Source organism: Pseudomonas sp. 3MAES_34.3B, assembly GCF_058145875.1.
Window position 1 is genome coordinate 2,928,090 of record NZ_CM176960.1, and the last position, 18,378, is coordinate 2,946,467.

Sequence of the window (18,378 nt, forward strand, 5' to 3'; positions counted from 1 at the left end):
CCTCCTGTCCACGGAGCGTTCGCAACGAGAGGAACAGGCAGGTGAGCGCTGCGCGGTTGCCATTAAGCCTAGGCACCGGGCGCTTATGAAGCAGCTTTAACGACCAGCGGGCCCGCCCATGCGGCCTCGGGCTAAAGCAGCCGAGCCAGGCGATAAAAAAAAACGATACCCACAGTAATGCTTCGCAGACGACAAGCCGTGTGTCTGGCCATTACCTTGCCCTGACCGCCTTTTCCCAGGGCGAAGATGCCGGCGCTTCGACCGGTAGCACAACAATGACAATTCAGGGTGGCTTTCATGCAAACCAACGCACGTGTCGACGTGAAACAGTGGATCGACGATCGTCCCGTTTCGCCGCAACAATGGCTGGTGCTCGCGCTGTGCTTCTTCATCGTGCTGTTCGATGGCGTGGATGTCGCCGTCATGGGCTTTATCGCGCCTGCCCTGATGCAGGACTGGGGCCTGAGCAAAGCGGCCTTCGGCCCGGTGATGAGCGCGGCGATGTTCGGCCTGGCCGCTGGCGCCATGCTGGCCGGCCCTTACGCCGACCGGTTCGGCCGCAAGAAAGTGTTGCTGCTGGCGGTCACCTGTTTCGCGGTACTGAGCGTGGCTTGCGCCTTTGCCCGCAACCCCTATGAGCTGGCCATCCTGCGCTTCCTCACCGGTATCGGCCTGGGCGCCGCGATGCCCAATACCACCACCCTGCTCTCCGAATACCTGCCCGAGCGCTATCGCTCGCTGCTGATCACCCTGATGTTCACCGGCTTCAACCTGGGCTCGGGCGCTGGCGGCTTCGTCGCGGCCTGGCTGCTGGGCACCCACGGCTGGCACTCGGTGCTGATGGTGGGTGGGATCCTGCCGCTGCTGCTGGTACCTTTCCTCTGGCTGTTCCTGCCAGAGTCGGCCCGATTCCTGGTGGTCAAGGGCGCCCCTTCACAAGCGATCGCCAAGCTGCTCAACCGTATGGGCGGCCACTTCACCGGCGCCGAGCAGTTCTCTTCCCCAGAACCTTCGGTGGTGCACCGCGCCCCGCTGAGCACGCTGTTCAACGAGCGCTTCCGCATGGGCACGCTGGCCCTGTGGCTTACCTACTTCATGGGTTTGATGGTGATTTACCTCACCATGGGCTGGCTGCCGACCCTCATGAAAGAGTCGGGCATTTCGGTCGAGCAAGCCGCACGCACCACCGGCCTGTTCCAGATCGGCGGCACCATCGGCGCGCTGGTAGTGGGCTTCATCATGGACCGTCGCCAGCCGAACCGCGTGATCGCCGGGGCCTACACCCTGGGCGCCCTGTGCATCGCCTCGCTGGGCTTCGCCGGGCTGGAATCCACCCTGATGATGATCGGCGTGGCAGCAGCGGGCTTCTTCATGAGCGGCGCGCAAACCGGCCTTAACGCTTTCGCTCCGGGCTACTACCCTACAGAGGCACGCGCCACCGGCGTGAGCTGGATGCTAGGCGTTGGCCGCTTCGGCGCCATCTTCGGTTCGATCATTGGCGGCGTGGTACTGGCCATGGGGCTGAGCCTGGTGACCCTCTTCATCCTGCTTGGGGTGCCGGCGCTGTTTGCCGCGCTGGCTATCCTGGCCAATGCCAAGGCCGCACGGCGCGCTTCGGCACAGGCTACACAAGCTGTTGTAACTCATTGATCCAAAGGAACTAGTCATGGCACGAATCATCGGCGGCCTCGCGGTCTCTCACACTCCCACCATCGGCTTTGCCGTGGATCACAACAAGCAACAGGATCCCGCGTGGGCGCCGATCTTCGAAAACTTCGGGCCCATCTGCAAATGGCTCGAAGAGCGCAAGCCGGACGTGCTGTTCTACATCTACAACGACCACGTGACCTCGTTCTTCTTCGACCACTACTCAGCGTTCGCGCTGGGTGTGGACGAGCGCTACGAAGTGGCCGACGAAGGCGGCGGGCCACGCGACCTGCCAGCCATCGAAGGTCACGCGGCGTTGTCCCGGCACATCGGGCAAAGCCTGATGGCCGAAGAATTCGATATGTCGTTCTTCCGTGACAAGCCTATCGACCATGGCTTGTTCTCGCCGATGTCCGCCCTGCTGCCGCACACTGACGGCTGGCCGGTGAAAGTGGTACCGCTGCAAATGGGCGTGTTGCAGTTCCCCATCCCCAGCGCCAGCCGTTGCTACAAGCTGGGCAAGGCGCTGCGCCGGGCGATCGAGAGTTTCCCCGAAGACATAGACGTGGCGATCGTGGCTACCGGCGGCGTGTCGCACCAGGTGCATGGCGAACGCTGTGGCTTCAACAATACCGAGTGGGACGCGCAGTTCCTCAGTTCACTGGTGCACGACCCCGAGCCGCTGACCCAGATGAGCATCGCCGAATTCGCCACCCTCGGCGGCCTGGAAGGCGCCGAAGTGGTGACCTGGTTGATCATGCGCGGCGCGCTCTCGGCCAACGTTGACCTGCTGCACCACGGCTATTACCTGCCGTCGATGACCGGCATCGCCACCCTCATCCTGGAAAACCAGGCGCGCCCGCTGCCGGTGGACCTGGCCGAACGCTACCGTGCCAAGGCTGGTGAACAGCTCAAGGGCATCGAAGCGCTGGAAGGCACCTATCCCTTCGACCTGGCCCGCAGTGCCAAGGGCTACCGGCTGAACCGCTTCCTGCACCAGCTGATCAAGCCCGAATTCCGCGAACGCTTCCGCGAGGAGCCCGAAGCGCTGTTCGCCGAGCATGAACTGAGCGACGAAGAACGCGAACTCGTGCGCCGCCGCGACTGGCGCGGGATGATCCATTACGGCGTGATCTTCTTCCTGCTGGAAAAACTCGGCGCCGTGGTGGGCACCACCAACCTGCACATCTACGCCCACATGCGCGGGCAAAGCCTGGAAGATTTCCAGGCCACCCGTAACCAGAAAGTGCTGTATTCGGTGGCGGGCAAGGAACCGGCGAAGTCCTGACCTATCTCGCCTGCAGCGGTGGCCCCGTCGCAGGCAAGCCTTGCTGCTACGGGGAGACCGGCCCGGCAGGGCCGCAGGTACAGCGGTCAGTCAAGCTCCCCCCTTCACCACCCTCCTTATCTCTTCCATCAACGCCTGCGCCGCCGGGGAATGCAGGGCGTTGGCGCGGTGGATCAGGCCGATGGCGCGGCTGGTGTGGCGTAATTGCAGCGGCAGGCGTTGCAGGCTGCCGTCTGCAATCTCATATTCGAGTTGGTGCGCAGACACCGCGGTGAGCATGTCCGAGTTCATCAGCAACCCCCGAATCAGCGCCAGGTCGCCGGTTTCCACTACCGGTACAGGCGGCTCCAGCCCCATCGCCTCGAAAAACCCTTCCAGCAATTGCCGCGCGGGTGTTGCCGCTCGGGGCAGCACCCAGCGGGCGTTGGCCAAGTCGGCGGGGCTTACGCCCTGGTCCAACAAAGGGTGCCCCCGCTGCGCCAGCACCACCATCTCCTCGTTCAGCAAAGCCTCGCTGTGAAGGTCCGAAGCGTAGTCGTTGGGCCGCAGCGCGCCGAGGATGAAGTCCAGCTCGCCTGCGCGCAATTCGCTGGCCAGCCACTCGAAGGGGCTTTCGTGGGTGGCGATACGCACCTGAGGGTGGGCCTGCAACAGCGCGGTGATGGCCTGGGGCAGAATGCGGGTGCGGCACAACGGCAGCGCACCGATGGTCACCACGCCCTGCACGTTGCCCTGCAGGGCGGCGAGGTCGGCGTCGATATGGCGCAGCTCGTTGAGCGCCCGGCGGATCGGCACCAGTATGTCGGTGGCCATGCGCGTGGGCAGCAAACCGCGCGGGGTTCGCTCGAACAACACCTGGCCGCTGCCGCTTTCCAACACCTTCAGCGCCGAGCTCACCGCCGGCTGGGTCAGGCCGAAATGGCTGGCCACGGTTTGCATGTGGCGGCTGGCGCACAGCCGCACGAACACTTCGAGGCGCCGGGCATTGAGCAGGTACAGCGGCTCTGCGCCTGTGGTATCTCCCAGAATGGCCGGCACCGAGGCAAGGTCATCGAGTGCTGCCCTGGCCCGTGGCATCACCCGCTTGCCGTATTCGGTGAGCAGCATGCCGTTGGCGCGCCGCTCGAACAGCACGGCGCCCAGGCGCTGCTCCAGATCCGCTACCGCCCGGGTAACCACGGACTGCGCCCGATACAGCGTTTCGCACGCGCGGGAAATGCTCCCCAGCTCGGCCACCCGCACAAACGCGCGGATTTGCATAAGGTTTGGAACGTCCATCGGATCACCCGGGCCAGCCGCAGCCACCCCCATAAACTTCGATAATTAAAACGCATACCCGTTGTAAGCCATCGCATTATGCCAGCGCGGCGCCACATGCAAACCTTCCTTATCGAACGAGGAGCCGTCCATGTCTGAATCCAACAAGAAAACAGCGCTGGTAGTCAGCGCCCATTCCGCCGACTTCGTATGGCGCGCGGGTGGGGCCATCGCCCTGCACGCCCAGCAAGGCTACGACGTTCATATCGTATGCCTGTCGTATGGCGAGCGCGGCGAATCGGCCAAGCTGTGGCGCAAGGGCGCGGACATGACCGAAGCCAAGGTGAAGGAATCTCGCCAACGCGAAGCCGAAGCCGCCGCCAGCATCCTGGGTGCCACCGTCGAGTTCTTCGACCTGGGCGATTACCCACTGCGCATCGACAACGACGCCCTGCTGCGCCTGGCCCGTGTGTACCGCCGCGTACTGCCTGAATTCGTGCTCAGCCACTCCCGCCTGGACCCGTACAACTACGACCACCCCCGTGCGCTGGCACTGGCCGAAGAGGCCCGTATCATTGCCCAGGCTGAGGGCTTCGACCCAGGCCAGCCGATCGTCGGCGCGCCACCGGTGTACAGCTTCGAGCCACACCAGCCCGAGCAATGCGGCTGGTGCCCGGACGTGCTGCTGGACATCACCTCGGTGTGGGAACAGAAATACGCCGCCATCCAGTGCATGGCCGGCCAGGAACACCTGTGGGAGTACTACACCCGCGTGGCGCTGCAGCGCGGCGTACAGGCCAAGCGCAACGTGGGCATCACCTCCACCAAGAACATCCAGTACGGCGAAGGCTACCAAAGCGTCTTCCCACGGGTAACGGAGAACCTGGGATGAGCGCGCTGATCGGCAAAACTGGCGTGGTGGTGCGCAACATCGAGCGCACCGATGGCGCTGCGCTCAAAGAATTGGCCACCCTGGGTGTGGCGACTGTGCACGAAGCTCAGGGCCGCAAGGGCCTGCTGCGCCGTGACATCCGCCCCATCCAGCAGGATTTCGGCATCGCCGGTAATGCCATTACCGTACTGGTAGCACCGGGCGACAACTGGATGTTCCACGTCGCCGTGGAGCTGTGCCAGCCCGGCGACATCCTCGTGGTAGCGCCCTCCTCGCCGTGCGCCGATGGCTACTTCGGTGACCTGCTGGCCACCTCGCTCAAGGCCCGTGGCGTTGCCGCGCTGGTGATCGATGCCGGCGTGCGCGACACTCGCACCCTTCGCGAGATGGGGTTCCCGGTGTGGTCCCGGGCCATCAGCGCCCAAGGCACAGTCAAGGAAACCCTCGGCTCGGTGAACATCCCGCTGGTGTGCGGCGATCAGCTGATCCACCCCGGAGATGCCATCGTGGCGGACGACGACGGCGTGGTAGTGGTGCGCCGCGCCGAGGTGCAACCGGTACTTGCCGCAACCCGCAAGCGTGCCGAAGTAGAAGAGCAGAAACGCGTGCGCCTGGCCGACGGTGAACTGGGCCTGGACATCTACAACATGCGCCCACGCCTGGCCGAGAAAGGCTTGCGCTACGTGGACCGCCTTGAAGACCTGGAGGGCTGAGCCATGGCTCAACGCGCCATTCCCTGCCTGATGATGCGCGGTGGTACCTCCAAGGGCGCGTACTTCCTGGCCAGCGACCTGCCGCAAGACCCAGCCCTGAGAGACACGGTATTGCTCGCGGTGATGGGCTCGCCCGACCCGCGCCAGATCGACGGCATTGGCGGCGCCGATTCGCTCACCAGCAAGGTGGCGATCATCGGCCCCTCCGAGCGCGCCGATGCCGATGTGGATTACCTGTTCGGCCAAGTAGTAGTGGCCGAACCGCGGGTGGATTACGGACAGAACTGCGGCAATATTCTCGCCGGCGTCGGCCCATTCGCCATTGAGCGGGGGCTGGTATCTGTTACGGGTGACATGACCCTGGTGCGTATCCACATGGTCAACACCGGGCAGATCGCCATTGCACAGGTGCCTACCCAGGGTGGCGAGGTGTGCTATGAAGGCGCCGCGCGCATCGACGGCGTACCCGGTACCGCCGCGCCGCTGCTGGTTGAATTCACCGACGTGGCCGGCTCCAGCTGCGGCAGTTTGCTGCCCACTGGCAATGCCGTAGACACCTTTGACGGCATCGAGGTGACCTGCATCGACAATGGCATGCCGGTCATTGTGATGCGCGCCAGCGACCTGGGCGTGACCGGTTACGAAACCCCCGCCGAGCTGGACGCCAACGACACGCTCAAGCGCCGCATCGAGGCCATACGGTTGCAGGCCGGGCCGTTGATGAACCTGGGCGATGTAAGCCAGCGCACCGTGCCGAAGATGTGCCTGGTGGCGGAGCCGCGTGACGGCGGCGCCATCCATACCCGCAGTTTTATCCCCCACCGCTGCCATGCCTCCATCGGGGTATTCGCGGCCGTGAGCGTGGCCTCGGCCTGCTTGCTGGAAGGTGGCGTCGCCAGGCAGCTCGCATTCGTACCGGCCGGCGATAGGCCGCTGCTCTCGGTGGAACATCCCGGTGGCGAATTTACAGTAGAACTACACCTGGACAACGGCCAGATCGCCGGCTGCGGCTTGCTGCGCACGGCGCGGCTGCTGTTCGACGGGAAGGTGCAGATACCCCGGGGGGTTTGGCTGTAAACCTGTGCAATGCATCACATGCAGTACCCACCGCGAAACACAAAAACAAAACGCGAAGGTCCTTCAATGAAAATGCTTGGCAAGCTGTACATTCAGGTATTGATCGCCATGGTCCTGGCCATCGCGCTGGGGCTGCTGGCACCCAGTGTAGCGGTCAAGATGCAACCCTTGGGCACCGCGTTCATCGCCCTGCTCAAGATGCTGCTGGGGCCGATCATCTTCTTCACGGTAGTGCGCGGCATCGCCCATATCGGTGACTTCCGCCGGCTGGGGCGGATCGGGGTGAAAACCCTGGTGTACTTCGAAGTGGTCAGCACCTTGGCCATGATCGTCGGTTTCGTGGTGGTCAGCCTGGTTCAACCCGGCGCCGGGCTGCACGCCAACCTCGATGGCAACCTGTCCCACGCAGTGCCCAAGCTAGCAGACAGCCAGTTCAACACCGTGGACTTCTTCCTCTCGATCATTCCCAAAACCCTGGTGTCGGCGTTTACTGGCGATCAGATCCTTCCCGCACTGTTCGTTTCGGTATTGGTGGGCATCGCCCTGGCCGCCTGCGCCAAACCGGACTGGATCGGCCTGCGCCTGCTCGACGAAGGCCAGACTGTGGTGTTCAAGCTGCTCAGCTACATCATGCGGCTGTCACCCCTTGGCGCATTCGGCGCCATGGCGGCGGCCGTGGGCAGTTATGGCCACTCCACGCTGCTTTACCTGCTGCGCTACATCCTCACCTACTACGCCAGCGTGCTGATTTTCATCTTCCTGATTCTCGGCAGCGTGGCTGCGCTGGCCGGGCTGTCGCTGTTCAAGATCCTCAAGATCATCAAGGAAGAAGCGATCATCGCCATGGGCACCGCGTCCAGCGAAGCCGCCTTCCCGCGCCTGGTGACCAAGCTGGAGAAAGCCGGCTGCGACGAGGCCGTGGTCGGCTTTGTGTTGCCAGCCGGTTACAGCTTCAACATCGACGGTGCTTGCATCTACATGGCCTGCGGGCTGGGCTTTCTGGCCCAGGCGACTGACACCCCGCTCTCTATCGGCCAACAACTGAGCCTGTTAGGGGTGATGTTGCTCACCAGCAAGGGCGGTGCGGGCGCCGCCGGTGGCGCCGTGATCAAGCTCGCCGCCACGCTGCAATCGGTGAAACTGCTACCGGACGGCGCCATTGGCCTGCTGTTTGGCATCGACCGGGTGCTCGCCATTGCCACTTCCACCGTGAACGTGATCGGCAACAGCGTGGCGGTGTGCGTGATCAGCCGCTGGGAAGGCCTGTTCGATCGCGACCGCTTCGAAGCCTGCGCCCGTGACGCCGGCGCGCCCCAACTGGAAAGCCCCGCCGAAGCCCCAATGCCCCTGCAAGAGGAATTGAAATGAGCACTGCTACCCTGCCCCGTATTGCATTGATCGGCTTCGGCGAAGCCGGCGGTATCCTGGGCACCGACCTGGCCGCCCAGGGGGTGGCGGTCAGCACCTACGACCGCCTCGTGTTGGAGCCCTCCAGCCGTTCGCTGCTGGAAGCCCGTGCCGCTGCTGCTGGCGCGCGCCTGGCCGAAAGCGCGGCCCAGGCCGTTGAAGGGGCTACCTGGGTCATCTCGGCGGTGACCGCCGGCTCTGCGTTGGACGTCGCCCGCGAAGTGGCACCGGTGTTGGGCTCAGGCCAGTTGTTTATCGACATCAACTCGGTGGCGCCCAATACCAAGCGCGCCGCGCGCGCGTTGATTGAAGCCACCGGCGCCGGCTATATCGACGCGGCAGTGATGGCACCGGTGCCGCCGAAACGGCTGAAAACGCCGATCCTGCTCGGCGGCGCTCAAGCGGCGGCCTTGGTGCCGGAACTGACGCAGCTGGGTTTCAACGTGCGTGCGGTAAGCGAGGAGATCGGGGTAGCTTCGGCGATCAAGATGTGCCGCAGCATCATGATCAAGGGCCTGGAAGCCCTTACCGCGGAATCCATGGCCACCGCGCGCCGCTACGGCGCTGAAGACGAAGTGCTGCGCTCGTTGCACCAGAGCTTCCCGGAGATGGGCTGGAACGACCAGCAGCCCCACTACCTGATCAGCCGAATCGCCGAACATGGCCGCCGCCGGGCCGAGGAAATGGAAGAAGTGGCCAAGACCGCTGCCGATGTGGGCGTTACCCCGCACATGAGCCAGGCGACCGTGCTGGCCCAGCGCGGGCTGGTGGACGCCATGGCAGCGCAAGGCCTCAACTATGCGGCGCTGGAGCCTTTCGACTGGACCCGCCTGGCCGACACCCTCGCGCACCTCGGGTAGCGCCGCGTAGCGTCAAGCTTGCTATAGTTCCCCCCGCCTGCGCCGTTGTGACGCATCCGGGGGAAACATGAAAGACATCGCTATCGTGCTGTATCCAGACATGCTCATGCTGGACATGGCCGGGCCGGTGGAAGTGTTTTCCATTGCAAACCGCTACCTGGGCGAAGATCAGCGCTACCGCATTTCTACCCTCGGCACTACGAGTGCGTCAGTGCGTGCCTCCAACGGCATAACCTTGCAAGCCGACCTGCTTCTGAACGACGCCCCCACCGCCTGGGACCTGTTGCTGGTGCCCGGTGGCCCAGGTGCCTATAACGACCGGCATGAAACCGCCGTGCCCTGGTTGCGCGAAGCTGCCCGGGCGTCACGGCGGCACGGGTCGATCTGCACCGGCGCGTTTGTGCTGGGCGAGGCTGGCCTGCTCGACCACCGCCACGTCACCACGCACTGGCACTACATCAGCCGCCTGAAGCAGCGTTTTCCCCGGGCCGATATCGAAACCGACAAGATTTTCGTGAAGGATGGTGAGTTGCTGACCTCCGGCGGCGTCACGGCGGGTATCGACCTGGCGCTTTCCGTGGTGAGCGAAGACCACGGCCGGCAGATCGCGCTGGATGTGGCCAAAGTGCTGCTGGTGGTGATGCAGCGCCAGGGCGGGCAGGCGCAGTTCAGCCCGCTGGTGGCTGCGCCTGCCAAGGAGGACTCACCGATCGCCCGGGTGCAGAACTACGTGCTCGAGCACCTCGAGCAGCCCTTCTCTGTCGAACGCATGGCGGCCCTGGCTGCCCTCAGCCCGCGCCATTTCGCCCGGCTGTTCAGCCGGGAGGCCCATACCACCCCCATGGACTTCGTGCAGCGGGCCCGGGTAGACCGTGCCCGGCAATTGCTCGAGAGCAGCGACCTGCCGCTCAAGACAGTGGCATTCCGCAGCGGTTTTGGCAGTACACGGCACATGCGGCTGTCCTTCAGCGAGCGGCTTGGGCTGACCCCGGACCAGTATCGGCGGCAGTTCACGTAGCGTTCGTAGGGCCAATGGCCGTATTGGGCCCCCGGTTGGCCGTTTTACGCCCCTGTTGCCAATAACGGCCCGCGCGTCAGCTGCCACCATTACCCGAACGGAACGACCGCGCTCCCTCGGAGGACCATCATGTCGGCGTCTGTCGCCTGGGCGCTGCTTGCCACCCGAGCAAGCGGCGCCTGCCTTTTGTTACTGATGTATGGCTGGCCTGCGGTAAGTGGCTGGTATCGGATTCTGGACACAAGCTCAGCCCCCATGGCGCTGAGCAACGCGCTGGCCCTGGGCCTGGGGCTGTTCACGAGCGCGGTGTGCCCCTGCCTCGTAGCGCTGGGCGTATGGCCACGATGGGCTGCCTTGGCCGTGGTGGGGTGGCTGGGCACACTGCTGGCTTGCGGCGAAGCGCACCTCAGCGCCGCCACCCTGGCGGTGTTGTTCGCCGTGCTCGCCTTTACTGGGGCCGGGCCGTTTACGCTGGCCGCGGCCCTCGGCCAACGGCGCCAGGTTAGCGAATTGCCCAGCGCGGCGGCGCAGCGCCAACGCGCAACCGCGACCGCAAGGCACTAAGCGCCCGGCCGCGACAGGCCGATCGGTGTGCTATCGTCTGGGCCACTTGCCCAGGCCGTGCATGCGCACCGGAGGTAGCCCGTTGCCCGCCATTCGCAATCCCGTGCGTCGCAAATTCTTTGCCCTGTTGGGCTTCTCGGCACTGAACTGGGCCGGCATGAGCATCGCGGTGGCCTATGGCTGGGCCCGGGCCGAAGCCTTGGGGCCGTCGGCACGGTTGTGGTTGCACGGCGGCGCCACTCTCTGCGTGCTGTTGCTGCTCGGTTGGGTGTACCTGTTTCTCACCCTGCGCCGCGCGTTACTGCAACGCTCGAACCTTCTCAACCAGTATGCCTTCGAAGCCGAGCACGACCCGCTCACGGGCCTGATCAACCGGCGCGGCTTCAACCTGCACTTGGACCTGACCCTGGCCCATGCTCGCAGGGAGCAACGGTCCGTGACCCTGCTGTACCTCGACCTGGACGGCTTCAAGGCGATCAATGATCGCCACGGCCATGCCACTGGCGACCGGCTGTTGCATAGCCTCGCCGAGCGGTGGCAGGACACCGTACGCGACGACGAAGCCCTGGCCAGGCTGGGTGGAGATGAATTTGCGCTGCTCGCCTACGGTAGCGGCCCCGGCGTGGAGCTGCTGGCGCAGCGGCTGATCGACCTCGCCGTGGGCCCGCTGCTGGACGACCATCCCGAGAGCCTGGTAGGGGTGAGTATCGGCATGGCGGTGTTCCCTGACCATGGCGATGACCGCCGCAGCTTGATCAATGCCGCCGACCGCGCCATGTACGCCGCGAAAAGCCAAGGCAAGCGGTGCTTCTGTTGGGCGCAATGAACGGGCGCCTCCCATAGGTTACGAGGCCATCAGCGCCAGGCCATAAAAAAGGAACTCCAACCGGCGCGGCTGGCTCAACCCAGTGACCGCCCCACAGGAGTTACCCATGGCCCGAATTAACCGTTTCGCCCTTTGCGCCGCCGCAGCGCTGGTCAGTAGCCTCGCCCTGGGCCAGGCCGCGATGGCAGCCCCCACGTATAAATTGGAAAAAGTTGCCGAGTTCGATCATCAGGTCACGGGCGTGACGGCCAGTGAAAGCGGGCGGATGTTCGTGAACTTCCCGCGCTGGACCGAAGACACCGAAACCTCGGTGGCCGAGCTACTGCCCAATGGCGACCTCAAGCCATTCCCCGATGCCAGCTGGAATGCCTGGCGCAATGCGCGCCAGGACAGCATGACGCCAGGCGACCACTGGGTATGCGTGCAATCGGTGGTGGCTGACAAGCGTGGCAGCCTGTGGGTGATCGACGCCGGGGCGCCGGCCCAGGCCCAGGTGGTGCCGGGCGCGCCCAAGTTGGTGCAGATCGACCTGGCCAGCAATCGCGTGGCCAAGGTGTACCCTTTCGGCCCGGATATTGCGCCTCAGGGCAGCTATCTCAACGACGTGCGCCTGAGCCCGGATGGCAAGTTCGCCTATATCACCGACTCCGGCACCAGCGGCGCGATCGTGGTGCTGGACCTGGAAACCGGCAAGGCGCGCCGCGCGCTCGATGGCGCCCCCAGCACCCAATTCGAGAAAGGCGTGATGGTCAAGGTGGACGGCAAGCCACTGCAGCGCCCGGACGGCCGCGGCGTGCAGTTCTCGGCAGACGGCATTGCCCTGTCGGCCGACGGCGGTACGCTCTATTGGCAGGCCGTGAAAGGCAATACGCTTTACAGCATCGACACTGCGGCCCTGCGTAGCGCCAGCATTGCCGAGCTTTCCGGCAAGGTGCAAACCGTGGGCGAGAACGGCCCGGCCGACGGGTTATTGCTCGATGCCCAGGGCCGGCTTTATATCAGCTCCGTCGAGGATCACTCGATCAAGGTTCGCCAGGGCAGCGAGGTCAAGGTATTGCTGCAAGACAAGGGCATGCGCTGGCCCGATACCTTCACCCAGGGCCCGGACGGCACTGTTTACGTGACCGATTCCCGGATACCGGACATGAGCTTCTACAACCCGAAACAAGGCCCGGCCTTGGAAACCACCTTGTACAAGATCACCGCCAAGGATTGACCTACCGCTACTTCAGGCACACCCACAGGCCAATGACGGGTTGGCCGCTTCGCCGGCTGGCGCGCTCAAGGCAAAGCCTTCATCCAGCCAGCCGGTGATCCCGCCGAGCATTTCCTTGACCGCCAAGCCCAGTGCCGCCAGGCGCACCGCGGCGCGGTGAACGCCGTTGCAATGGGGGCCGGCGCAGTACACCACGAAAAGCGTACTCGCCGGGTACCCTGCCAGCCGTTCGCGGGTAAGCGTGCGGTGCGGCAGGTTGATCGCACCGGGAATATGGCCCGCGGCAAAGAGGTCCGTGCTGCGAACGTCCACCAGTACGTAGTCCACCTCTCCGGCTTGCTGGCTGGCGTACACGTCCGAGCAATCGGTTTCGTACGCCAGGCGGTTACTGAAATGCATCAACGCCACGGAAGGCAACGCGGCGGGGGTATGGCTGACTAGGCTCGGCATGGTAAGGCTCCTGGTTTTGAAGGGCCTACTGTATTTCCACCGGCGCTGCGGCTACAGTGGCGGCTTCGACATCCATCGGTAAGTTTCCGCCAAATGAACACTTCCCCCGGCCTTGTCGCAATCCTGGCCTATGACGGCCTCTGCACGTTCGAATTTGGCATCGCGGTCGAGATCTTCGGCTTGGCGCGGCCGGAATTCGACTTCCCTTGGTACAACCACCGCATTGTGGCGGCCGACAGCGGACCCATGCGCGCAATGGGCGGTATCCAGGTGATCGCCGACGTGGGCCTCGATGCCCTGGCCGAGGCGGACACCATCGTGATCCCGGGCTGGCGCAACCGCGATGAGCGCCCGCCAGCGGCCTTGCTCGAGGCCATCCAGGCGGCCCATGCGCGGGGTGCCCGGCTGGTGTCCATTTGCTCCGGGGTATTTGTGTTGGCGGCCGCGGGGTTGCTCGACGGCCAGCGGGCCACCACCCATTGGCGCTATACCGACGAGCTGGCCGAGCGTTACCCCGCCATCGAAGTGGACCCCGACGTGCTGTACGTGGACGCCGGGCAGATCATCACCTCGGCCGGCAGTGCCGCCGGCATCGATGCCTGCCTTCATTTGGTCGCCCGGGACTTTGGCACGGCAGTGGCCAACAGCGTGGCGCGTCGGCTGGTGATGGCCCCGCAGCGGGCTGGCGGCCAGTTGCAGTTCATTCCTGCGCCCGTGGCGCGCAACAGCCGCAACGACCTTGCCCAGGTACTGGACTGGGCTCGGCAGCAACTGCATAAACCCCTCAGCGTGGCGGCCATGGCCGATCGCGCGCTGATGAGCGAGCGCACCTTCCTGCGGCGTTTCACCGAAACCACTGGCCTGGCGCCCAAGGCTTGGCTGCAGCAGTCACGGCTGGCCTTGGCGCGAGAACTGCTGGAAGGAAGCACGCTGCCGCTGGAGCGGCTGGCCGAGCGCTGCGGGTTCGGCTCCATCGAGAGCTTCCGCCTGGCATTCCGCAAGCACAGCGGCCTGGCACCCTCGGCCTACCGGGAACGCTTCGGCCAGGCAAGGGTGCCCGTGATACCTACGCCTCGGGCTGAAGCTTCACTTTGATCCAGCCAGTGTCGTGGCGATCGAACGCCTCGAACGCGCCCACAGCGTCGGTCAAGGGCTCGGCCTGGCTGAGCACCTTGGAAGGGTCCACGCGGCCAGCCAGGGTCAGCTCGATCAGCTTGGGAATGTACTTGCGGTGGTGGCAGTTACCCATGTTCAGGGTGAGATTTTTGTTCATGGCCGCCCCGATGGGGAAGGTATCGAAACCCGGCGGATACACGCCGATGATAGATAGTGTGCCGGCTTTCGCCAGCCCCTCGATGGCCCATTGCAGTGCCTGCGCGGGCGCATCGCCCGGTTGCCATTGAGCATGGGTATGGCTGTGGTCGCCGTGTGAATGGTTGGCGTCAATGCCCACGGCGTCGATGGCACGGTCTACGCCTATGCCTGACGTGAGCCGCTGCAAAGTCTCGACGGTGTTCTCTTTCTCGAAGTCGATAATCTCGGCGCCCAGCTCGCGGGCCCGCTCAAGGCGGTCGGGCAAGCCGTCGATGGCGAACACTCGCCCGGCGCCCATCAGCTTGGCGCTCACGATGGCAAACAGACCCACCGGCCCGCAGCCAAACACTGCTACGCTGTCCCCGTCCTTGATCTCGGCCATTTCGGCGCCAAACCAGGCCGTGGGGAAAATATCCGACAGGGCAATGGCCTGGTCGTCAGTGATGGCGTCCGGGAGCTTGATCAAGCCGATGTTGGCGTAGGGAATGCGTGCTTTCTCGGCCTGCAAACCATGGAAAGGCCCCGTGGCTTTGGGCCCGCCGAAGAACGACGTGCCCGCCGACTTGCCGTTGGGGTTGGCCACATCGCATTGGGCGAAATATCCCGCCCGGCAGTAGGAACAGTTGCCGCACGCGATGGTGGACGGGATCACCACACGGTCCCCGACCTTGAGGTTTCGCACGTCGGCACCCAGCGCTTCCACAATCCCAACGCCTTCATGGCCAAGAATGGTGCCCGGTTGCATGTCTGGAAAGCTGCCGCGAATGAAGTGCAGATCAGTGCCACAGATCGCCGATGCGGTAAGGCGCACGATGGCATCCGTAGGTGCCTGCAACTGCGGGTCCGGGACATCGTCCACCCGGATGTCGCCCTGGCCGTGAAATACCACTGCTTTCATGAGTTACCTCCTACACGCGAATTCGGGAAACGTTTGTAGATAGAGGCAAAGTGGATTCGGGAAGTTTGAAAAAAACCCATGCGCCACGGACCGGCGGCTTTGAAAGGAAAAGGGAACGCCACGGCACAATTGTCAGTCGGTTGATTGAGGGATGTTTTTGGCATCCTCCTGCCTCAGGAGACCGACAATGAAGCTTTCCAATAGATTGCGATACCTATGTGCTGTGCTTGCCTTGGTTGCCGGAGGGAGTTGGGCAGCCAACACGGGTACAGGGAAAGAAACCGCGCCGGCCACACCGGGTCTAGGCGCACCGAGTGGGACTTTCGCCCCCGACGTGCCCACCAAATCTGCTCCCGGCGCCAACGACCCTGCCCGCGCTGACGGCGCGATTGATTTACAACACGTGGATAAAAAGCCGACACACCATACGACGCACAAAAAGACACAGCACAAGCGTACGTCCACACCTGAGAAGAAAGAGAGCGCTCCGCCTGCTACGAAACCCTGAATGCCCGCACTGGCAAGCGAGCCAGTGCTAGTAAGGAGAAGTCGATGGAAATCCGTAAAACCGCCATGGCTGGCCTGGTTCTGGCCACGTCGCTGGCAACCGCAAACGCATACGCCGAAGACACTACAAAGGAAAAGAAAGACACCGGGGTGCATACCGAAATTCGGTCCGGCGCGGCTGAAACGCCTGCGGACGTGAAGGGTAAAGGCGGTGGCATCCTGGACATGGGCCCCGTGAAGCAACGCCCGGAAGATCAGAAATCCGGGAAATCGGAGAAAATGTACGACAACCAGTACGAAACCGATCGCACCAAGAAAAAGGCCGAGTGACTGAGCGCAGCCCAGGTTCTCGAACGCGCTCGTAGCGATATCTGGCAGATGACCTAAGCTTGCAAGCAGGCCGCCCGGGGCGAGGTGGCCAGCTGTGAGGCTGTGCCGCCTACACGTTCCAAATGCGCAGCCTTAGCGATGCGGCAGCACATTCGGATCGGCCACCGGATCTACCCAGTCTTCCGGGCGCTTGTCGTCGTCGGGAGGCCCGCTTGGCACCGGCGCTTGCGCAGGCGTCGAGGGGTCAGGGTTGCCCGGTACCGCAGCGGGGTCAGCAGAGGGTTGCAGTGGGTCCGGCATGGCGGCGCGCTCCATTATGGCTTGGCATCAAAAGCCTGTTTTCGGGAGACCGTTGCCCCCCCGCCCACGTTCAATCTTCGATGGAGCATTACCCGTTTCGCTGCGGTCTAGGAGTACTACCGCCCGAAACATGAGGTAATACAATGCCCCGCCTTCAGCCGCTCGTCGCATTGGGCATCACCCTCCTGGCCCTGCTGGTGGTGCTGCTGGGGGCCTATACCCGGGTCACAGGTTCCGGGCTAGGGTGCCCGGATTGGCCAGGCTGCTATGGCAACATCGGGGTGCCAGACGGAGTGCCCGGTGCCGTGCAAGCCTGGACAGAGATGACCCACCGCTACGTGGCGGGAAGCTTGATGGTGCTGGTTACCTTCCAAGCCTGGCTGAGCTGGCGACGACACGGCTGGCGCGAGCCCGCCGCCTTGATACTGCTGGCGGTGGTCACGTTACAAGCGATGCTGGGGATGTGGACAGTCACCCTCAAGGTGTGGCCTCAGGTCGTCACCCTTCACCTGTTGGGCGGCATTACTACGCTTTGCCTTGCCTATCTTCATTTTCGCCGCCTGCAAGCCAACGCACGCCCATCGGGCAGCCCGCCCCGCTTGCGCCACCTGGCGTGGTTGGGGCTGTTGGCTGTAGGCGTTCAAATTGCTCTGGGCGGCTGGGTAAGCACCAATCACGCTGGCGCCATCTGCCCGTCGATGCCCGGGTGTGGCGCGGTGGCTTGGGCCGCACTGGACTTTTCCAATGCCCTGCAGCTGGGCCAACCGGTGGGGCCAAGCTACCTTGCCGGCAACCTTGGCCTGGATGAGCGCGCCGGGCTGCACATGCTGCACCGCCTCGGCGCGGTTGCATTGCTGGTGATCCTGGCCACGCTCGCCTGGGGCTTGTACCGCCGCGGCCTGCGCCGCCCGGCCGTGGCGATAGTGCTCGCCGGCCTGGGCCAGGCCGTGCTGGGAATGCTTAGCGCCCTGCTTGCCACCCCCATTGCCTTGACCCTGGCGCATACCGGAGGCGCCGCTGTGCTGGCGCTGCTATTGGTGGAAGTGAATCACCGCCTTAACCTTGCCGCGCAGGCAGCCGACCGAGGCGAAGCGCCAGCGCGCTGGCTGCCGCGGCCTTCGCTGCTGCGCGACGCACCGTGACCGGCGGCGCCCATGGGACAGATATTCTCGCGCGGCGCGGACCTGTGGCTCCGCCTTGGGCTGCTCGGGCTGTTCGGTGGGCTGGCCACGGTATTTCTCTGCGCCACGCTGCTGGCACGCTCGGATTACGCCACGCTGCGCGGGTGGACGATCGACCAGCCAGTGCCCTTCTCCCACCAGCACCATGTGGGCGGCCTCAAGCTGGATTGCCAGTATTGCCATACCAGCGTGGCCACCAGCGCGCAGGCGACGTTGCCGCCCACCGAAACCTGCATGACCTGCCATTCCCAAGTGTGGACCAACGCCGACCTGCTGGAGCCGCTGCGCCAAAGCCTCACCCGCAACCAGCCGCTGCACTGGAACCGCGTGGCGCAGCTGCCCGACTACGTGTACTTCCATCACGACGTGCACGTGACTGCGGGCGTGGGCTGCGTGGAGTGCCACGGCCGGGTAGACACCATGCCGTTGATGCGCAGGGCCGAGCCTTTCCAGATGCAGTGGTGCGTGGACTGCCACCGGGACCCGGCGCCGCGTTTGCGCCCGCGCGAAGCCGTTACCCAGATGGACTGGCAAACCCGCGAGGACCGTCGCGAACTGGGCCAGCGCCTGCTGCGCGAGTATCACATCGATACCCGCGACCTGACCTCTTGCAGCGTTTGCCACAGGTGAAGC

The 18,378-nt window shown here is 64.4% G+C and carries 19 protein-coding genes; 15 read left to right on the forward strand and 4 right to left on the reverse strand.

From position 1 onward, the window contains the following. Nucleotides 1–297: 297 nt before the first annotated feature. Together AC3Z8Y_RS12995 and AC3Z8Y_RS13000 are read left to right on the forward strand one after the other, a co-directional pair. The gene (locus AC3Z8Y_RS12995) at nt 298–1,650 is read left to right on the forward strand and encodes an MFS transporter (protein ID WP_490086132.1); all 1,353 of its coding nucleotides are present in this window, start codon (nt 298–300) and stop codon (nt 1,648–1,650) included. Nucleotides 1,651–1,666: 16 nt separating this feature from the next. After that, nucleotides 1,667–2,935 carry a gallate dioxygenase gene (locus AC3Z8Y_RS13000; protein ID WP_490086133.1) on the forward strand — a complete coding sequence of 423 codons (1,269 nt, stop codon included), beginning with the start codon at nt 1,667–1,669 and terminating at the stop codon, nt 2,933–2,935. Between the two features lie 90 nt (nt 2,936–3,025). Here the strand turns inward: AC3Z8Y_RS13000 and AC3Z8Y_RS13005 are convergent, their stop codons facing one another. Further along, the gene (locus AC3Z8Y_RS13005) at nt 3,026–4,213 is read right to left on the reverse strand and encodes a LysR substrate-binding domain-containing protein (RefSeq protein WP_490086134.1); all 1,188 of its coding nucleotides are present in this window, start codon (nt 4,211–4,213) and stop codon (nt 3,026–3,028) included. Between the two features lie 130 nt (nt 4,214–4,343). Here AC3Z8Y_RS13005 and galB point away from each other — a divergent pair, with 130 nt between their 5' ends. The 9 genes from galB (at nt 4,344) to AC3Z8Y_RS13050 (ending at nt 12,765) form a co-directional block, all read left to right on the forward strand. Next, a complete protein-coding gene (gene galB, locus AC3Z8Y_RS13010; protein ID WP_225773885.1) occupies nt 4,344–5,084 on the forward strand; it encodes a 4-oxalmesaconate hydratase in 741 nt (246 codons plus the stop codon). Next, nucleotides 5,081–5,797, forward strand: a complete 717-nt coding sequence (locus AC3Z8Y_RS13015; RefSeq protein WP_490086135.1) for a 4-carboxy-4-hydroxy-2-oxoadipate aldolase/oxaloacetate decarboxylase — start codon at nt 5,081–5,083, stop codon at nt 5,795–5,797. Before galB ends, AC3Z8Y_RS13015 begins: the two co-directional genes overlap by 4 nt. Nucleotides 5,798–5,800: 3 nt before the next feature. Then, on the forward strand, nt 5,801–6,874 hold the full coding sequence (locus AC3Z8Y_RS13020) for a 4-oxalomesaconate tautomerase (protein WP_490086136.1): 1,074 nt from the start codon (nt 5,801–5,803) through the stop codon (nt 6,872–6,874). Nucleotides 6,875–6,940: 66 nt separating this feature from the next. Beyond that, nucleotides 6,941–8,242, forward strand: a complete 1,302-nt coding sequence (locus AC3Z8Y_RS13025; protein WP_490086137.1) for a cation:dicarboxylate symporter family transporter — start codon at nt 6,941–6,943, stop codon at nt 8,240–8,242. Continuing rightward, the gene (locus AC3Z8Y_RS13030) at nt 8,239–9,141 is read left to right on the forward strand and encodes an NAD(P)-dependent oxidoreductase (protein WP_490086138.1); all 903 of its coding nucleotides are present in this window, start codon (nt 8,239–8,241) and stop codon (nt 9,139–9,141) included. Before AC3Z8Y_RS13025 ends, AC3Z8Y_RS13030 begins: the two co-directional genes overlap by 4 nt. A 67-nt stretch (nt 9,142–9,208) precedes the next feature. Next, complete coding sequence (locus AC3Z8Y_RS13035; protein ID WP_490086139.1) at nt 9,209–10,159, forward strand: GlxA family transcriptional regulator; 951 nt, start codon at nt 9,209–9,211, stop codon at nt 10,157–10,159. Between the two features lie 129 nt (nt 10,160–10,288). Further along, the gene (locus AC3Z8Y_RS13040) at nt 10,289–10,723 is read left to right on the forward strand and encodes a hypothetical protein (RefSeq protein ID WP_490086140.1); all 435 of its coding nucleotides are present in this window, start codon (nt 10,289–10,291) and stop codon (nt 10,721–10,723) included. A gap of 82 nt (nt 10,724–10,805) precedes the next feature. Next, complete coding sequence (locus AC3Z8Y_RS13045) at nt 10,806–11,549, forward strand: GGDEF domain-containing protein (protein ID WP_490086141.1); 744 nt, start codon at nt 10,806–10,808, stop codon at nt 11,547–11,549. A 106-nt stretch (nt 11,550–11,655) separates the two neighbouring features. After that, complete coding sequence (locus AC3Z8Y_RS13050; protein ID WP_490086142.1) at nt 11,656–12,765, forward strand: L-dopachrome tautomerase-related protein; 1,110 nt, start codon at nt 11,656–11,658, stop codon at nt 12,763–12,765. Between the two features lie 12 nt (nt 12,766–12,777). Here the strand turns inward: AC3Z8Y_RS13050 and AC3Z8Y_RS13055 are convergent, their stop codons facing one another. Beyond that, complete coding sequence (locus tag AC3Z8Y_RS13055) at nt 12,778–13,215, reverse strand: rhodanese-like domain-containing protein (protein WP_490086143.1); 438 nt, start codon at nt 13,213–13,215, stop codon at nt 12,778–12,780. 93 nt (nt 13,216–13,308) lie between these two features. On the opposite strand from AC3Z8Y_RS13055, the gene ftrA reads away from it, so the two are divergent. Further along, complete coding sequence (gene ftrA, locus AC3Z8Y_RS13060; protein WP_490086144.1) at nt 13,309–14,310, forward strand: transcriptional regulator FtrA; 1,002 nt, start codon at nt 13,309–13,311, stop codon at nt 14,308–14,310. On the opposite strand, the gene AC3Z8Y_RS13065 is transcribed toward ftrA, so the two are convergent. Continuing rightward, a complete protein-coding gene (locus AC3Z8Y_RS13065) occupies nt 14,282–15,427 on the reverse strand; it encodes a zinc-dependent alcohol dehydrogenase (protein ID WP_490086145.1) in 1,146 nt (381 codons plus the stop codon). The genes ftrA and AC3Z8Y_RS13065 overlap by 29 nt on opposite strands. A gap of 552 nt (nt 15,428–15,979) precedes the next feature. Here AC3Z8Y_RS13065 and AC3Z8Y_RS13070 point away from each other — a divergent pair. Next, nucleotides 15,980–16,264, forward strand: a complete 285-nt coding sequence (locus AC3Z8Y_RS13070; protein ID WP_490086146.1) for a hypothetical protein — start codon at nt 15,980–15,982, stop codon at nt 16,262–16,264. 132 nt (nt 16,265–16,396) lie between these two features. On the opposite strand, the gene AC3Z8Y_RS13075 is transcribed toward AC3Z8Y_RS13070, so the two are convergent. Beyond that, on the reverse strand, nt 16,397–16,564 hold the full coding sequence (locus AC3Z8Y_RS13075) for a hypothetical protein (protein ID WP_490086147.1): 168 nt from the start codon (nt 16,562–16,564) through the stop codon (nt 16,397–16,399). Nucleotides 16,565–16,707: 143 nt separating this feature from the next. On the opposite strand from AC3Z8Y_RS13075, the gene AC3Z8Y_RS13080 reads away from it, so the two are divergent. Further along, nucleotides 16,708–17,706 carry a COX15/CtaA family protein gene (locus AC3Z8Y_RS13080; RefSeq protein ID WP_490086148.1) on the forward strand — a complete coding sequence of 333 codons (999 nt, stop codon included), beginning with the start codon at nt 16,708–16,710 and terminating at the stop codon, nt 17,704–17,706. A gap of 12 nt (nt 17,707–17,718) precedes the next feature. Continuing rightward, nucleotides 17,719–18,375, forward strand: coding sequence for a cytochrome c3 family protein (locus tag AC3Z8Y_RS13085; protein WP_181111821.1), 657 nt, complete (start codon nt 17,719–17,721; stop codon nt 18,373–18,375). Nucleotides 18,376–18,378 lie beyond the last annotated feature (3 nt).

Excerpts from the sequence above, each read along its gene's own strand:
- AC3Z8Y_RS13025 (WP_490086137.1), top strand. The coding sequence starts at position 6,941 with ATGAAAATGCTTGGCAAGCTGTACATTCAGGTATTGATCGCCATGGTC.
- AC3Z8Y_RS13075 (WP_490086147.1), bottom strand. The coding sequence starts at position 16,564 with ATGCCGGACCCACTGCAACCCTCTGCTGACCCCGCTGCGGTACCGGGC.
- AC3Z8Y_RS13085 (WP_181111821.1), top strand. The coding sequence starts at position 17,719 with ATGGGACAGATATTCTCGCGCGGCGCGGACCTGTGGCTCCGCCTTGGG.
- AC3Z8Y_RS13020 (WP_490086136.1), top strand. The coding sequence starts at position 5,801 with ATGGCTCAACGCGCCATTCCCTGCCTGATGATGCGCGGTGGTACCTCC.
- AC3Z8Y_RS13080 (WP_490086148.1), top strand. The coding sequence starts at position 16,708 with ATGCCCCGCCTTCAGCCGCTCGTCGCATTGGGCATCACCCTCCTGGCC.
- ftrA (WP_490086144.1), top strand. The coding sequence starts at position 13,309 with ATGAACACTTCCCCCGGCCTTGTCGCAATCCTGGCCTATGACGGCCTC.
- AC3Z8Y_RS13005 (WP_490086134.1), bottom strand. The coding sequence starts at position 4,213 with ATGGACGTTCCAAACCTTATGCAAATCCGCGCGTTTGTGCGGGTGGCC.
- AC3Z8Y_RS13055 (WP_490086143.1), bottom strand. The coding sequence starts at position 13,215 with ATGCCGAGCCTAGTCAGCCATACCCCCGCCGCGTTGCCTTCCGTGGCG.
- AC3Z8Y_RS13000 (WP_490086133.1), top strand. The coding sequence starts at position 1,667 with ATGGCACGAATCATCGGCGGCCTCGCGGTCTCTCACACTCCCACCATC.
- galB (WP_225773885.1), top strand. The coding sequence starts at position 4,344 with ATGTCTGAATCCAACAAGAAAACAGCGCTGGTAGTCAGCGCCCATTCC.
- AC3Z8Y_RS13030 (WP_490086138.1), top strand. The coding sequence starts at position 8,239 with ATGAGCACTGCTACCCTGCCCCGTATTGCATTGATCGGCTTCGGCGAA.
- AC3Z8Y_RS12995 (WP_490086132.1), top strand. The coding sequence starts at position 298 with ATGCAAACCAACGCACGTGTCGACGTGAAACAGTGGATCGACGATCGT.
- AC3Z8Y_RS13065 (WP_490086145.1), bottom strand. The coding sequence starts at position 15,427 with ATGAAAGCAGTGGTATTTCACGGCCAGGGCGACATCCGGGTGGACGAT.
- AC3Z8Y_RS13050 (WP_490086142.1), top strand. The coding sequence starts at position 11,656 with ATGGCCCGAATTAACCGTTTCGCCCTTTGCGCCGCCGCAGCGCTGGTC.
- AC3Z8Y_RS13035 (WP_490086139.1), top strand. The coding sequence starts at position 9,209 with ATGAAAGACATCGCTATCGTGCTGTATCCAGACATGCTCATGCTGGAC.
- AC3Z8Y_RS13015 (WP_490086135.1), top strand. The coding sequence starts at position 5,081 with ATGAGCGCGCTGATCGGCAAAACTGGCGTGGTGGTGCGCAACATCGAG.
- AC3Z8Y_RS13070 (WP_490086146.1), top strand. The coding sequence starts at position 15,980 with ATGGAAATCCGTAAAACCGCCATGGCTGGCCTGGTTCTGGCCACGTCG.
- AC3Z8Y_RS13040 (WP_490086140.1), top strand. The coding sequence starts at position 10,289 with ATGTCGGCGTCTGTCGCCTGGGCGCTGCTTGCCACCCGAGCAAGCGGC.